A 14,097-nucleotide genomic window follows, 5' to 3' on the forward strand; every position below is an offset into this window, starting at 1 on the left:
GTGCCCGACTGGTCGGGCTTCAGGGCGGCCTCGAAGGGGCGAACCCTTCCTTCCCAGTTGACGAAGGCGCCGGCCTTCTCGGCGACCGCGGCCACCGGCAGCACCACGTCGGCGTGCTCGGTGACCTCGCTCGGCCGTAGTTCGAGGGAGACCAGGAAGCCCACCTCGGCGAGCGCCCGGCGGGCCAGGGCCGGGTCGGGCAGATCGGCGACCTCGACGCCGGCGACGACCAGCGCCGCCAGCTCGCCCTCGGCCGCCGCGTCGAGCATCCGGGCGGTGTCGCGCCCCGGACGCTCGGGCAGGGCGGCGGTCCCCCAGGCGGCGGCCACCTCGCGGCGGGCCTGCGGGTCGTGGGCGGGGCGGCCGCCGGGCAGCAGCCCGGGCAGCGCGCCGGCCTCGATCGCGCCGCGCTCGCCGGCCCGGCGCGGGATCCACGCCAGGCGGGCGCCGGTGGCGGTGGCCACCCGGACCGCGGCGGTCAGCCCGCCCGGTACCGCGGCGAGCCGCTCGCCGACCAGGATCACCGCGCCCTCGGCGCGCAGCGCCTCGGCCACCTTCGGGGCGTCGCCCTCCAGGCCGGTGCCGCCGGCCAGCGCCTCGAGCCAGGCCGTCTCGGTGCCGGGGGCGGCCGGCAGCAGTGTGCCGCCCGCCTTGGTCAGGCCCCGGGTGGCGTGGCTCGCGAGCGAGAACACCTTCTGGCCGTGCTTGCGCCATGCCTTGCGGAGCCGCAGGAAGACGCCGGGGGCCTCCTCCTCCGCCTCGAAGCCGGCCAGCAGCACGGCGGGCGCGTTCTCCAGCGTCGTGTAGGTGAGGCCCGTTCCGTCCAGGCCCACACCGCGTCCGGCGACCCGGGAGGCGAGGAGGACGGACTCCTCGTCGCTGTGCGTCCGGACCCGGAAGTCGATGTCGTTGGTGTCCAGCGCGATCCGGGCGAACTTGGCGTACGCGTAGGCGTCCTCGACGGTGAGCCGTCCGCCGGTCAGCACGCCGGCCCGGCCGCGCGCGATGTTCAGCCCGCGGGCCGCGGCCTCCAGCGCCTCCGGCCAGGAGGCCGGCTCGAGCACGCCCTCGGCATTGCGGACCAGCGGTGTCGCCAGGCGGTCGCGCTGCTGGGCGTAGCGGAAGGCGAAGCGGCCCTTGTCGCAGATCCACTCCTCGTTGACCTGCGGGTCGTCCGCGGCCAGCCGGCGCATCACCTTGCCGCGCCGGTGGTCGGTGCGGGTGGCGCAGCCGCCCGCGCAGTGCTCGCAGACCGAGGGGCTGGAGATCAGGTCGAACGGGCGGGCCCGGAACCGGTAGGCGGCCGAGGTCAGCGCGCCGACCGGGCAGATCTGGATGGTGTTGCCGGAGAAGTACGACTCGAAGGGGTCGCCCACGCCGGTGCCGACCTGCTGGAGGGCGCCCCGCTCGACGAGTTCGATCATCGGGTCGCCGGCGATCTGGTTCGAGAAGCGGGTGCAGCGCGCGCAGAGCACGCAGCGCTCACGGTCCAGCAGCACCTGGGTGGAGATGGGCACCGGCTTCTCGTAGGTGCGCTTGTGGCCCTCGAAGCGGGACTCGGCGTTGCCGTGCGACATCGCCTGGTTCTGCAGCGGGCACTCGCCGCCCTTGTCGCAGACCGGGCAGTCCAGGGGGTGGTTGATGAGCAGCAGCTCCATGACCCCCTTCTGCGCCTTCTCGGCCACCGGGGAGGTCAGCTGCGTCTTGACCACCATGCCGTCGGTGCAGGTGATGGTGCAGGAGGCCATTGGCTTGCGCTGGCCCTCCACCTCGACGATGCACTGGCGGCAGGCGCCGGCCGGGTCGAGGGCCGGGTGGTCGCAGAACCGGGGGATCTCGATGCCGAGCTGCTCGGCGGCCCGGATGACCAGGGTGCCCTTGGGCACGCTGATCTCGGCGCCGTCGATGGTCAGGGAGACGAGGTCCTCCGGGGGCACCGCTCCCGGTCCGCCGCCGGAGGGAGCACTGGTCGGCGCGGTCATGCGTTCACCTCCATGTGCTTGTCCGCCCAGACGGTGGACTTCGCCGGGTCGAAGGGGCAGCCGCGACCCCTGATGTGCTCCTCGTACTCGTCGCGGAAGTACTTGAGGGAGGAGAAGATCGGCGAGGCGGCGCCGTCGCCGAGGGCGCAGAACGACTTGCCGTTGATGTTGTCGGCGATGTCGTTGAGCTTGTCGAGGTCGGCCATCACGCCCTTGCCGGCCTCGATGTCGCGCAGCAGCTGGACCAGCCAGTAGGTGCCCTCGCGGCAGGGGGTGCACTTGCCGCAGGACTCGTGCGCGTAGAACTCGGTCCAGCGGGTGACCGCGCGGACCACGCAGGTGGTCTCGTCGAAGCACTGCAGGGCCTTGGTGCCGAGCATGGAGCCGGCCGCGCCGACGCCCTCGTAGTCCAGCGGGACGTCGAGGTGCTCGTCGGTGAACATCGGGGTGGAGGAGCCGCCGGGCGTCCAGAACTTGAGGCGGTGGCCGGGCCGCATGCCGCCGCTCATGTCGAGCAGCTGGCGCAGCGTGATGCCGAGCGGGGCCTCGAACTGGCCGGGGTTGGCGACGTGGCCGCTGAGCGAGTACAGCGTGAAGCCCGGGGACTTCTCGCTGCCCATGGAGCGGAACCACTCCTTGCCGTGGTGCATGATCGCGGGCACCGAGGCGATGGACTCCACGTTGTTCACCACGGTGGGGCAGGCGTAGAGGCCGGCGACCGCCGGGAAGGGCGGGCGCAGCCTCGGCTGGCCGCGGCGGCCCTCCAGCGAGTCGAGCAGCGCCGTCTCCTCGCCGCAGATGTACGCGCCCGCGCCCGCGTGCACGGTGATGTCCAGGTCGATGCCGCTGCCCAGGACGTTCTCGCCGAGGTAGCCGGCCGCGTAGGCCTCGCGCACGGCGGAGTGCAGCCGCCGCAGCACGGGGACGACCTCGCCGCGCAGGTAGATGAAGGCGTGCGAGGAGCGGATGGCGTAGCAGGCGATGATCATCCCCTCGATGAGGGAGTGCGGGTTCGCGTAGAGAAGAGGGATGTCCTTGCAGGTGCCCGGCTCCGACTCGTCGGCGTTGACGACGAGGTAGTGCGGCTTGCCGTCGCCCTGCGGGATGAACTGCCACTTCATCCCGGTGGGGAAGCCGGCGCCGCCGCGGCCGCGCAGGCCCGAGTCCTTGACGTAGGCGATGACCTCGTCGGGGCTCATGGTCAGCGCCTTGCGCAGTCCCTCGTAGCCGTCGTGCCGGCGGTAGACGTCCAGGGTCCAGGAACGGTCCTCGTCCCAGAACGCCGACAGCACGGGAGCGAGCAGCTTGTCGGGGCTCGTCTCGTTGAGCTCTCCGGTCGCCACGCTCATCACTCCCCCTCCTCTTCTTCGGCGGATCCGGCCGAGCCGGGCACGGGTCCTGCCGGGTGGGCCGGGTCGGACGCCGAGGTGGTGCTCGGCGCGTCGTGCGAGCTGGGGTGCGACGCGGGCGAGGGCCCGGTGCGCGGCCCGTCGCCCGGGGCGGCGTCGCGCGAGGATGCGTCGCGCGAGGCGGCGTCCGGGCGGTCGGCGTCGCGTGCGGCGGCGTCGCGCGGGTGGACGACGCGGGCGCCGAGCGGCTGGCCCTTGGCGAGGCGGAGCCCGAGCAGCGAGGCGGGACCGGCGCTGCCGCCCGCCTCGACGGCGCCGGGGCGCTCGTCGGGGAAGCCGGCCAGGATGCGCGCCGTCTCCTTGAAGGTGCACAGCGGCGCGCCGCGGGTCGGGGAGACCGGGCGGCCCTCGATGAGGTCGTCGACGAGCTGCCGGGCGGTGGCCGGCGTCATGTTGTCGAAGAACTCCCAGTTGACCATCACCACGGGGGCGAAGTCGCAGGCCGCGTTGCACTCGATGTGCTCCAGGGTGACCTTGCCGTCGGCGGTGGTGCCGTTGTTGCCGACGCCCAGGTGCTGCTGGAGGTCCTCGAAGATGGCGTCGCCGCCCATCACCGCGCACAGCGTGTTGGTGCACACGCCCACCTGGTAGTCGCCGCTCGGCCGGCGCCGGTACATCGTGTAGAAGGTGGCGACGGCGGTGACCTCGGCGGTGGTGAGGTCCAGCATCTCGGCGCAGAACCGCATGCCGGTGCGGGTGACGTGCCCCTCCTCCGACTGCACCAGGTGCAGCATCGGCAGCAGCGCGGAGCGGGAGTCCGGGTAGCGGGCGATGATCTCGCGCGCGTCGGTCTCCAGCCGGGTCCGCACGTCCGCCGGGTAGTCCGGGGCGGGCAGTTCGGGCATTCCCAGGCCGACGCTCTGGGAGGGTGTGCCCTGGGCAGGTGTGGTGGTCACCGGTCGACGCCTCCCATCACGGGGTCGATGGACGCGACGGCGACGATGACGTCGGCGACCTGGCCGCCCTCGCACATCGCCGCCATGGCCTGCAGGTTGGTGAAGGACGGGTCGCGGAAGTGGACCCGGTAGGGGCGGGTGCCGCCGTCGGAGACGACGTGCACGCCCAGTTCGCCCTTGGGCGACTCGACCGCCGTGTAGGCCTGGCCGGGCGGGACCCGGAAGCCCTCGGTGACCAGCTTGAAGTGGTGGATCAGGGCCTCCATGGAGGTGCCCATGATCTTCCGGATGTGGTCGAGGGAGTTGCCGAGACCGTCCGGGCCGAGGGCCAGCTGGGCGGGCCAGGCGATCTTCTTGTCGGCGACCATCACCGGTCCCGGCTTCAGCCGGTCCAGGCACTGCTCGACGATGTGCAGCGACTGGCGCATCTCCTCCAGCCGGATCAGGAACCGGCCGTAGGAGTCGCAGGTGTCGGCGGTCGGGACCTCGAAGTCGAAGGTCTCGTAGCCGCAGTAGGGCTGCGTCTTGCGCAGGTCGTGCGGGAGGCCGGTGGAACGCAGGATCGGGCCGGTGGCGCCGAGCGCCATGCAGCCGGCCAGGTCCAGGTAGCCGACGTCCTCCATGCGCGCCTTGAAGATGGGGTTCCCGGTGGCGAGCTTGTCGTACTCCGGGAGGTTCTTCCTCAGCTTCTTGACCGCCTCGCGGATCTGGTCCACGGCGCCCGGCGGAAGGTCCTGGGCCAGGCCGCCCGGCCGGATGTACGCGTGGTTCATCCGCAGGCCGGTGATCAGCTCGTACAGGTCCAGGATGATCTCGCGGTCCCGGAAGCCGTAGATCATGACCGTGGTGGAGCCGAGCTCCATGCCGCCGGTGGCGATGCACACCAGGTGCGAGGAGAGCCGGTTGAGCTCCATCAGCAGGACGCGGATGAGCGTCGCCCGCTCGGGTACCTGCTCCTCGATGCCGAGGAGCTTCTCCACCCCGAGGCAGTAGGCCGTCTCGTTGAAGAAGGAGGTCAGGTAGTCCATGCGGGTGACGAAGGTGGTCCCCTGCGTCCACGTCCGGTACTCGAGGTTCTTCTCGATGCCGGTGTGCAGGTAGCCGATGCCGCAGCGGGCCTCGGTGACCGTCTCGCCCTCGATCTCCAGGATCAGGCGCAGCACGCCGTGCGTGGACGGGTGCTGGGGACCCATGTTGACGACGATGCGCTCGTCGTCGGCCTTGGCGGCCGCCTCGACGACCTCGTCCCAGTCGCCTCCGGTGACCGTGTAGACCTTGCCCTCGGTGGTCTCGCGGGCTGTTGCCGACTGCGTGCTCATGAGTACGACCTCCGCTGGTCCGGAGCCGGGATCTGGGCGCCCTTGTACTCGACGGGGATGCCGCCGAGGGAGTAGTCCTTGCGCTGCGGATGGCCCTGCCAGTCGTCCGGCATCATGATCCGCGTGAGGGCCGGGTGGCCGTCGAAGACGATGCCGAAGAAGTCGTACGTCTCGCGCTCGTGCCAGTCGTTGGTCGGGTACACCGACACCAGCGACGGGACCCTCGGGTCGGCGTCGGGCGCGCTGACCTCCAGCCGGATCAGCCGGTTGTGGGTGATCGACCGCAGGTGGTAGACGGCGTGCAGCTCGCGGCCCTTGTCGTTCGGGTAGTGCACGCCGCTGACGCCGGTGCACAGCTCGAACCGCAGCGCCGGGTCGTCGCGCAGCGTGCGGGCGACGCGCAGCAGGTGCTCGCGCTCGATGTGGAAGGTGAGCTCGCCGCGGTCGACGACGGTGCGCCCGATCGCGTTCTCGGGAAGGAGCCCCTGCTCCTCCAGGGCGCCCTCCAGCTCGTCGGCCACCTCGTCGAACCAGCCGCCGTAGGGCCGGGAGGACGGGCCGGGGAGCCTCACGGGGCGGACCAGGCCGCCGTAACCCGAGGTGTCGCCGCCGTTGTTCGCGCCGAACATGCCGCGCTGGACGCGGATCTCCTCGCCGTGGTCCCCCCGCTGTCCGGGGAGGTTCGAGGCGGAGAGCTCCTTCTCCGGGTTCGGCTCGTGGTGCCTGTCGGGTTCTTTGGCGTCGCTCATCGAAGGAGGCCCTTCATCTCGATGGTCGGCAGGGCCTTGAGCGCCGCCTCCTCCGCCTCCCGGGCCGCCTCCTCGGCGTTCACGCCGAGCTTGGAGGTGCGGACCTTCTCGTGGAGCTTGAGAATCGCGTCCATCAGCATCTCCGGCCGCGGCGGGCAGCCGGGGAGGTAGATGTCGACCGGCACGATGTGGTCGACGCCCTGCACGATCGCGTAGTTGTTGAACATGCCGCCCGACGAGGCGCAGACCCCCATGGAGATCACCCACTTGGGGTTGGGCATCTGGTCGTAGACCTGGCGCAGGACGGGGGCCATCTTCTGGCTCACCCGCCCGGCCACGATCATCAGGTCGGCCTGCCGCGGCGATCCGCGGAAGACCTCCATGCCGAACCTCGCCAGGTCGTACCTGCCGGCGCCTGTCGTCATCATCTCGATGGCGCAGCACGCCAGGCCGAACGTGGCGGGGAACATGGATGACTTGCGCACCCAGCCCGCCGCCTGCTCGACGGTGGTCAGCAGGAATCCGCTCGGCAGCTTTTCCTCGAGTCCCATGTCTCTCAGCCCCTCAGGCCCCTAGGGGGCTCTCAGTCCCATTCCAGGCCGCCGCGCCGCCACACGTAGGCGTACGCGACGAAGACGGTGAGCACGAAGAGCAGCATCTCGACGAGCCCGAAGATCCCCAGGGCGTCGAAGGTGACCGCCCACGGGTAGAGGAAGACGATCTCGATGTCGAAGATGATGAAGAGCATCGCCGTCAGGTAGTACTTGATGGGGAATCGCCCACCGCCGGCCGGTTGAGGGGTCGGCTCGATACCGCACTCGTACGCCTCGAGCTTTGCTCGGTTGTAGCGCTTTGGACCGATAAGCGTGGCCATGACCACGGAGAAGATCGCAAAGCCTGCCCCGAGGGCTCCCAGTACGAGGATGGGCGCATACGCGTTCACCGCTCCTCGCTCCTCTCAGTCGGCACTGGACTGCTGGCGATTGCACACCGGGTTCGCTGGCTGCCTCACCGTGTCCACGAAGATCGAGAACATGTGAAGCAGGTCACAAGCCCGGCTGCTCCGCATCTTATGCCTGGTGGTCTGTGATCTGCGACACGCGATACGAGACGGGCTTTGTGATCTCTGCCACCTGAGCGGCCTCCAACGGCCCCGGACAGCTTGGATCTTGACGCTGCACGCACACAACTGATCACACGAAGTGACAAGTTGACTCATCCACGCAGGCCAGAGCGCGCGTCTCCATATCAAGAGACTTACCATGCATGCAAATTCGCGGTGGATGTTGATCATTGATATAAGCGCCCGCTTCCCTCGAAGAGGGTGGAACCGGGGCGCGGAGGGGACTCCGGGCCGGCCCGGAGCGTGTGCGCGCGTTCACGAGCGACACGGGAAGATCACGACAGTGACCTCTCCGTGACCTCCGCCACATCCGGGAACCGTTCACGGGGTCCCGAGTTGGCGAAGTCGTGCACGGATGGTAAGCGAGGGCAAATCGGGCGTAACGACGGAAGTCAGTGCTCACAGCCTCGTAACGCCGCGCCCGATTCGCACCTTTGGGCACCAATATCCGTTCCGTGCGCGCATCTTGGGGGACGGGGGACGCCAAATGTGGCGGACGGCACGATTGTTGAAGGGAGCGTGAACCCCTGGTAGGTCTGGTGCACATGTCCCAGACCGCTCACATACGCAGCCACCGGAAGCCCCGCCGCAGCGCCTCGAAGATCGCAGTGCGCGCAGGGGTCGCCGGTGGCGTTCTCAGCACCCTGGCCGTGGCCGGCGCCTCGGGTACGGCGACTGCGGCCGAGTCCGTGACGCAGACGCTGGAACTGCCCACGCTCACGGCCGACCTGTCGACCGAGGTCGCCCTCTCCGCGGAGGCCACCGCCTCCGCCGCCGCCTCCTACGAGCTCCAGGCCGAGCGCGACGCCGCCGCCGAGCGCGCCGCCGAACTGGCCGACCGCAACCTCGAGAAGGCCAAGGCCGAGGCCGCGGCCAAGAAGAAGGCCGAGGAGGCCGCCGCCCGCGAGGCCGCCGAGCGCGCCTCCCGCGACTCCTCCCGCGAGACCCTCACCACCACGGCCGCGAGCACCTCCGGCTCCAACTCCAACTCCAGCACCGCCGCCACGGGCTCCGCCGCCTCGGTGGTCGCCTTCGTCAAGGCGCAGATCGGCGACGCCTACGTCTCCGGCGCCACCGGCCCCAACGCCTGGGACTGCTCCGGCCTCGTCCAGGCCGCCTACAAGCAGGTCGGCGTCAGCCTCCCGCGCGTCTCCCAGAGCCAGTCCGTGGCGGGCACCCAGGTCTCGCTGAGCAACCTGCAGCCGGGCGACATCCTCTACTGGGGTGGCGCGGGCAGCGCGTACCACGTGGGCATCTACGTGGGCGGCGGCCAGTTCGTCGGCGCGCAGAACTCCGGCACCGGCGTCATCCAGGCGTCCCTGGACTACGACCCGCCGTCCGGCGCGGTCCGCGTCCTCTGACGTTCCCGACATCGCGAAGGGCCGCAGCCTCGGGGGCTGCGGCCCTTCGCCGTGTCCCGGGCCGGTCCGCTCAGGGGCGGCCGACGGGGTTCAGCACCACCGCGGCGGTGTCGTCGGCGGGGTCCGCGTCGTGCGACAGGTCGCCCGTGAGGGTGACGGTTCCGGTCGCGTCGTGGACCATCCTGTCGATCCGCAGCCGGAAGACGTAGCTCCGGTGGGTGTGCTCGGCGACCGCGCCGGGCTCGCACCGGTACCCGCCGTCCCCGTCCGGGGTGCAGGAGTCGGGGGCGCCGGTCACGGTGGAGCCCTCGGGCGCGCGGAACACCAGCGCCAACGGCTCGCCGCCGCCCGCGCCCGAGTACCAGGCGGGCCCCGCGTTCCTCAGTCCCGCCTCCACGGTCACCGTGCGGCCGATGCCGCCGCGCGCCGTGTCACCGGTCGCCGCCAGTGAAAGGACACCGGTGTCCGGCAGGACCAGCGCGTCGTCGTCCGCGTACCCCTCGGCCGGCGCGGTGGCCGCACGGCGCACGGTCAGCGGGGCGCCGGTGCCCTGCTGGTACTCCCGGCCCGCCATCAGCTCCCCGGCCCGCGCCGGGCCTCCCCCGACCACCGTGTAGGCGAGGGTGTCGTGCAGGGCGAAGTCCCGGGCGGTGACCGCGAAGGGCTCGGTGAGCTCGTACCGCTCGCCCGCCTCGAAGACGCCCGGCAGCACGCAGACCGCCTCGGCGCCCTGGCCGGCCGGCGGTCCGTCGGTGCTCTCCGCGTACCAGCAGTTGTCGTGGTCGCGGGCGAAGGACAGACCACGGGTTCCGGTGACCCGCAGGACGGCGCCCTGGCCGTCCGCCCCTGCGTTGCGGAACCCCAGCGGCGCGGGGAACACCTCGCCGGCCCGGAACCCGGGCGGCTCGGACAGGACCCGCTCCTGGTAGGCGGGCTCCTGGTGCTCCGGTGCGAGGACCGTGACGGTCAGCGGCCTGGACGTGAAGACCAGTCCCTCCCCCTGGCCGGTCACCGTGAGGACGCCGGTGGCGCCGGCGGCGGCGTCCTCGTCGATCCGCAGCGACAGGGCGGCGACCGGGAAGTCCGGCCAGTACATGCGGTCGTACGAGCACGTGGTGACCGGGCCGTCCCCGCAGGGCAGGTCCACCGAGGCCACGCCGTCCAGGCCCGTCGCGTCGAAGGTGAGGGTGTACGGGCCGTCGTGCACCGGGGGCACCGCTCCCGTCTCCGGGTCCGGCTCCGGCTCGGAACCCGGCACCTCCAGGTACGGGAACAGTTCGTGGAACTCGCCCGCCCGCACGTCCATCCGCTCCGGTGAGAAGCCGACGGAGACCGGCAGCGGCTCCTCCGCGCCGACGGTGGCGGCCGTGGCGGCCTGTGCGTGCGCCGTCGTGCCGCCGAGCAGCAGCGCCGCGACCGCCAAGGCTCCCCAGGCCTTCCCGCGCAGGCGCCCCGCGGACGCCCCGAGCGGGCGTCGCGTCCGTCTCGTCCGTGATCTCATGTGCTGCCCCCCTGTCGCTGTGAGGCGCCGGGCGGCGCCCTCACGGCGTAGGACGCTCCGCGCCCGCACCGAGTTGCCGGGGGCACGGTCACGAAGCGGTCGACTCCCCTTGTTCCGCTCCGGCGTGCGTCCACCGCGCGCGGTCAGGAGCGGGGCGTGATCCTCGCGAGGGCGTTGAGGACCCGGTCGACGGCGTCGCCGCCGGTGGGGTCGGTGAGGTTGTTGACCAGCCGGAAGGCGATCCGCATCAGCTGCGGGTGGGACAGGCCCCGCTCGGCGGCCAGCTTCATCACCGCGGGCCGGCCGATCAGCTTCACGAAGGCGCGGCCCAGCGTGTAGTAACCGCCGTGGGCGGCCTTCAGGACCTGCGGGTAGTGCCGCAGCGCCGCCTCCCGGCCCTCGGCGCCGCGGCGGGCGCGGGCCTGGACGACCACTTCGGCGGCGATCCGCCCGGATTCCATCGCATAGGCGATGCCCTCGCCGTTGAACGGGTTGACGGCGCCCGCCGCGTCGCCGACCAGCAGCAGTCCGGCGGTGTAGTGCGGCTGCCGGTTGAACCCCATCGGCAGCGCCGCGCCGCGCACCGGGCCGGTCATGTTCTCCTCGGTGAAGCCCCACTCCTCGGGCAGCGAGGCGCACCAGCGGCTCAGGACGCCGCGCCAGTCCGGGTCCCGGTACGGCAGCGAGGCGTCCAGGACGCCCAGGCCGACGTTGCAGGTGCCGTCGCCCATGCCGAAGACCCAGGCGTAGCCGGGGAGCAGACGGCCGTCCGGCTCCGGGCGGTCCCGCACCTCCAGCCAGGACTCCAGGTAGTCGTCGTCGTGGCGCGGGCTGGTGAAGTAGGTACGCACCGCGACGCCCATCGGGCGGTCGTCCCGCCGGTGCAGACCCATCGCCAGGGAGAGGCGGCTGGAGTTGCCGTCGGCGGCCACCACCAGCGGGGCGCGGAAGGTCACCGGCCGCTTGTCCTCGCCCAGCTTGGTGTGGACGCCGGTGATCCGGCCGGTGCGGTCGTCCAGGACCGGCCCGGTGACGTTGCAGCGCTCGAGGAGACGGGCGCCGGCCTTCCGCGCCTGGTGGGCCAGCCGTTCGTCGAAGTCGTCGCGCCGCCGGACCAGGCCGTGGTCGGGGAAGGTCGCCAGCTGGGGCCAGTCCAGCTCCATCCGCATCCCGCCGGAGATCACCCGCAGGCCCTTGTTGCGCAGCCAGCCGGCCTCCGGGGAGATGTCGATCCCCATCGCGACCAGTTCCTTCACGGCGCGCGGGGTGAGGCCGTCGCCGCACACCTTCTCGCGCGGGAACTCGGTCTTCTCCAGCAGCAGGACGTCGAGTCCGGCACGGGCCAGGTGGTACGCGGCGGTGGACCCCGCGGGGCCGGCACCGACCACGATCACGTCGGCGGTCTGCGGGAAGGCCTCGGTGCCGGGCAGTGGCACGGCCTCGTCGTCGGGGACCTGGGCCTGGGTGGTGGCGGGGAGCGGCTCGGGCACTGCGGAATCTCCCCGGGATCGAGGGTGCCGACGGGGTGCGACATGGGCAGTGTATGCAGCGACCACCCGTCTCCGGCCGAAGGACGTCCCGTGAACCGAACGCTGCCTGTCGTGAGACTCCGCGTGCCGACCGAGGAGGACGCCTGGACGTGGCACACCCTGTTCGGCGACCCCGAGGTGATGCGGTTCCTCGGCGGCCCCAGGGAGCTGTCCGCGTACCAGGAGAGCACCGCCCGTCAGCGCCGGAACGACGCCGAGCACGGCTTCTGCTTCTGGTCGGTGCTCACCGAGGACGACGAGGTCGTGGGGTTCGCCGGCGCGCAGCCGTGGCCGCACGACTGGGGGCCCGCGGTCGGCGAGATCGAGATCGGGTGGCGGATGGGCCGCGCCCACTGGGGCCACGGTTACGTCACCGCCGCCGCGCTGCAGACGCTGGACCGGCTGCGGGAGTCCGGTGTCGAGTCGGTGGTCGCGATGGTCCTCGCGGACAACGAGCGGTCCGTCGCGGTCACCCGGCGGCTCGGCATGGAGCTGGAGCAGCGGTTCGTCGTCCCGGACGGCTCGCGGGAGGGTCACATGTACCGGCTGGCCCTGACCTGAGGGCTGCAGCGGGGGCCGGGGCCGGTCCGGGGTCTGACGGCCGCTCCGGAGCCTGACGGCCGCTCCGAGGCCCGGGGCGCGGCTCCGAGGCCCGAGCGCGGCTCCGGCGTCCTGACCACAGGGAACGACGCGGAAACAGGGGTGCCGTGACGGGGGTCGCGTTGGCAGGATGCACCGACCGCTCCATTCCGGCCCCGAAGGACCTTCCGTGACTCGATCTCTTCCCGTCGTGAAACTCCGCGTCCCCACCGAGGAGGACGCCGTGGCCTGGCACGACCTCTTCGACGACCCGGAGGTGATGGAGTTCTTCGGCGGGAAGTCCGCCTCGCCGGCCGCCTACGAGCGCATCACCGCCCGGCAGCGGGGCTACGCCGAGCAGTACGGCTTCTGCCTGTGGTCCGTGCTCGACGAGGACGACCAGGTCGTCGGCTTCGTGGGCGCGCAGCCGTGGGGGCAGGAGTGGGGGCCGGACCCGGAGACGATCGAGGTCGCCTGGCGGATGGGCCGCGCCCACTGGGGCCGTGGCTACGTCACCGCCGCGGCGTTGCGGACGCTGGATGTCCTGCGGGAGAGCGGGCTCACCTCGGTGATCGCGATGGTCGACGCGGAGAACGAGCGCTCCATAGCGGTCACCCGGCGCCTCGGCATGGAACTGGAGGAGCGGCTGATCGCTCCGGACACGCAGCGGGACTGGAACATGTACCGGCTGTCCCTGAGCTGACGTCCCGCCGGCGCCGTCGCGGGGGCGGGCGGGGCCTGCGCCCTGTCCCGCCCCCGCGGCCCTCGTCAGGTGCGCGACCGCGCGAAGCGGGAGGCCACGGCGGCGGGACCGAGCACCCACAGGATGCCGAGGAGCGCGGCGAGACCGAGGTCCGGGCCGACGTGGATCAGCGTGCGCCTGAGGACGATGTCGTGCAGGAACTCGTCGCCGAAGCCGGCCCCCTCCACGAGGTCGGCGGTCACCGTGCCGCACGCGGCCAGCACGAGGAACAGGACGAGGACCAGGCCGCCGGCCAGGAGCGCGTCGGCGGGACCGGTGGAGCGCCGGGCGACGATCCACCCGATCAGCCCCGCACAGAGCAGGCCGAGCAGCAGGGCGCCCACGGCGAGAGCGGGGCCCGTGTCGGCGAGCTCCGACAGCCCGAAGGTGTGGCGCACACCCAGCTGGTCCTCGCCGACGAGCATCAAGCCGTTCCACCGCACCGGCACGGCCCAGGCCAGCCCGAGCAGGTACACCGCCAGGTTGGGCAGCAGGGCCAGGACGACCACCGCGTCGTCACCGCCCGTCCCGGTGCCGCTCCCGGGCAGCACGTGCACGTCCAGCAGGGCCAGCAGGAACAGCACCGCGACGACCGTGCCGCACAGCGCCAGCACGGCGGCCACGGCCCGCACGGCGGTGCCGCCGGCCCGCAGCAGCAGATCCGGCCCCGGCCGGGCCGCCCGCCACCCGGCCAGCTCCTCGCGTCCCGCCACCGCGGCGACCACGACCACGGCGGCGAGCAGCGCGACGAGCGCCGCGCGCAGGGGTGAGACGGTGACAGACAGTTCCCCGGACCCGCCGCCGGACCCGGCGAACAGGGCCAGCAGCAGGACGCCGACGGCGGTCAGCAGCCCGGTACGGAGGGCGGCCTCGACCGCGCCGTCGCGGCGGGGGGCCCGTTGCGGCG

The 14,097-nt window shown here is 72.1% G+C and carries 12 protein-coding genes and 1 pseudogene; 3 read left to right on the forward strand and 10 right to left on the reverse strand.

What is annotated here, in order from left to right:
• From ACOV8S_RS17735 to ACOV8S_RS17765, 7 genes are all read right to left on the reverse strand, one after another.
• Nucleotides 1–1,982 (reverse strand): NADH-quinone oxidoreductase subunit G (locus ACOV8S_RS17735; RefSeq protein ID WP_448318739.1); only part of this gene is annotated, 1,982 nt, incomplete at its 3' end.
• Nucleotides 1,979–3,331 carry an NADH-quinone oxidoreductase subunit NuoF gene (gene nuoF, locus ACOV8S_RS17740; RefSeq protein ID WP_448318741.1) on the reverse strand — a complete coding sequence of 451 codons (1,353 nt, stop codon included), beginning with the start codon at nucleotides 3,329–3,331 and terminating at the stop codon, nucleotides 1,979–1,981. The genes nuoF and ACOV8S_RS17735, both read right to left, overlap by 4 nt.
• Nucleotides 3,331–4,236, reverse strand: a complete 906-nt coding sequence (nuoE, locus tag ACOV8S_RS17745) for an NADH-quinone oxidoreductase subunit NuoE (protein ID WP_448318901.1) — start codon at nucleotides 4,234–4,236, stop codon at nucleotides 3,331–3,333. The genes nuoF and nuoE overlap by 1 nt, the downstream gene beginning before the upstream one ends.
• 47 nt (nucleotides 4,237–4,283) lie before the next feature.
• A complete protein-coding gene (locus tag ACOV8S_RS17750) occupies nucleotides 4,284–5,606 on the reverse strand; it encodes an NADH-quinone oxidoreductase subunit D (RefSeq protein ID WP_448318742.1) in 1,323 nt (440 codons plus the stop codon).
• Nucleotides 5,603–6,355 (reverse strand): NADH-quinone oxidoreductase subunit C, encoded by a 753-nt coding sequence (locus ACOV8S_RS17755; RefSeq protein ID WP_448318743.1) that lies wholly within the window; start codon nucleotides 6,353–6,355, stop codon nucleotides 5,603–5,605. The genes ACOV8S_RS17750 and ACOV8S_RS17755 overlap by 4 nt, the downstream gene beginning before the upstream one ends.
• Nucleotides 6,352–6,906, reverse strand: a complete 555-nt coding sequence (locus ACOV8S_RS17760) for a NuoB/complex I 20 kDa subunit family protein (protein WP_108954881.1) — start codon at nucleotides 6,904–6,906, stop codon at nucleotides 6,352–6,354. Before ACOV8S_RS17760 ends, ACOV8S_RS17755 begins: the two co-directional genes overlap by 4 nt.
• Nucleotides 6,907–6,938: 32 nt before the next feature.
• Nucleotides 6,939–7,298 carry an NADH-quinone oxidoreductase subunit A gene (locus tag ACOV8S_RS17765; protein WP_108954882.1) on the reverse strand — a complete coding sequence of 120 codons (360 nt, stop codon included), beginning with the start codon at nucleotides 7,296–7,298 and terminating at the stop codon, nucleotides 6,939–6,941.
• Nucleotides 7,299–8,023: 725 nt separating this feature from the next.
• On the opposite strand from ACOV8S_RS17765, the gene ACOV8S_RS17770 reads away from it, so the two are divergent.
• Complete coding sequence (locus tag ACOV8S_RS17770; protein WP_448318745.1) at nucleotides 8,024–8,839, forward strand: C40 family peptidase; 816 nt, start codon at nucleotides 8,024–8,026, stop codon at nucleotides 8,837–8,839.
• A gap of 70 nt (nucleotides 8,840–8,909) precedes the next feature.
• On the opposite strand, the gene ACOV8S_RS17775 is transcribed toward ACOV8S_RS17770, so the two are convergent.
• Nucleotides 8,910–10,262: a hypothetical protein gene (locus tag ACOV8S_RS17775; RefSeq protein ID WP_448318747.1), complete on the reverse strand. Its 1,353-nt coding sequence runs from the start codon at nucleotides 10,260–10,262 to the stop codon at nucleotides 8,910–8,912.
• Between the two features lie 221 nt (nucleotides 10,263–10,483).
• Complete coding sequence (locus ACOV8S_RS17780) at nucleotides 10,484–11,776, reverse strand: geranylgeranyl reductase family protein (RefSeq protein ID WP_448318902.1); 1,293 nt, start codon at nucleotides 11,774–11,776, stop codon at nucleotides 10,484–10,486.
• 144 nt (nucleotides 11,777–11,920) lie between these two features.
• Here ACOV8S_RS17780 and ACOV8S_RS17785 point away from each other — a divergent pair, with 144 nt between their 5' ends.
• A complete protein-coding gene (locus ACOV8S_RS17785; protein WP_448318749.1) occupies nucleotides 11,921–12,430 on the forward strand; it encodes a GNAT family N-acetyltransferase in 510 nt (169 codons plus the stop codon).
• Nucleotides 12,431–12,638: 208 nt separating this feature from the next.
• Nucleotides 12,639–13,151, forward strand: coding sequence for a GNAT family N-acetyltransferase (locus tag ACOV8S_RS17790; protein ID WP_448318751.1), 513 nt, complete (start codon nucleotides 12,639–12,641; stop codon nucleotides 13,149–13,151).
• A gap of 65 nt (nucleotides 13,152–13,216) precedes the next feature.
• Here ACOV8S_RS17790 and ACOV8S_RS17795 read toward each other — a convergent pair.
• Nucleotides 13,217–14,097: pseudogene (locus tag ACOV8S_RS17795) on the reverse strand (hypothetical protein); the annotation flags it as partial.

This window comes from Streptomyces sp. CO7 (assembly GCF_053474865.1).

Bases quoted from the DNA above. Each gene is read 5' to 3' on its own strand.
- ACOV8S_RS17755 (WP_448318743.1), bottom strand. From the start codon at position 6,355: ATGAGCGACGCCAAAGAACCCGACAGGCACCACGAGCCGAACCCGGAG.
- ACOV8S_RS17770 (WP_448318745.1), top strand. From the start codon at position 8,024: ATGTCCCAGACCGCTCACATACGCAGCCACCGGAAGCCCCGCCGCAGC.
- nuoF (WP_448318741.1), bottom strand. From the start codon at position 3,331: ATGAGCGTGGCGACCGGAGAGCTCAACGAGACGAGCCCCGACAAGCTG.
- ACOV8S_RS17760 (WP_108954881.1), bottom strand. From the start codon at position 6,906: ATGGGACTCGAGGAAAAGCTGCCGAGCGGATTCCTGCTGACCACCGTC.
- nuoE (WP_448318901.1), bottom strand. From the start codon at position 4,236: ATGCCCGAACTGCCCGCCCCGGACTACCCGGCGGACGTGCGGACCCGG.
- ACOV8S_RS17750 (WP_448318742.1), bottom strand. From the start codon at position 5,606: ATGAGCACGCAGTCGGCAACAGCCCGCGAGACCACCGAGGGCAAGGTC.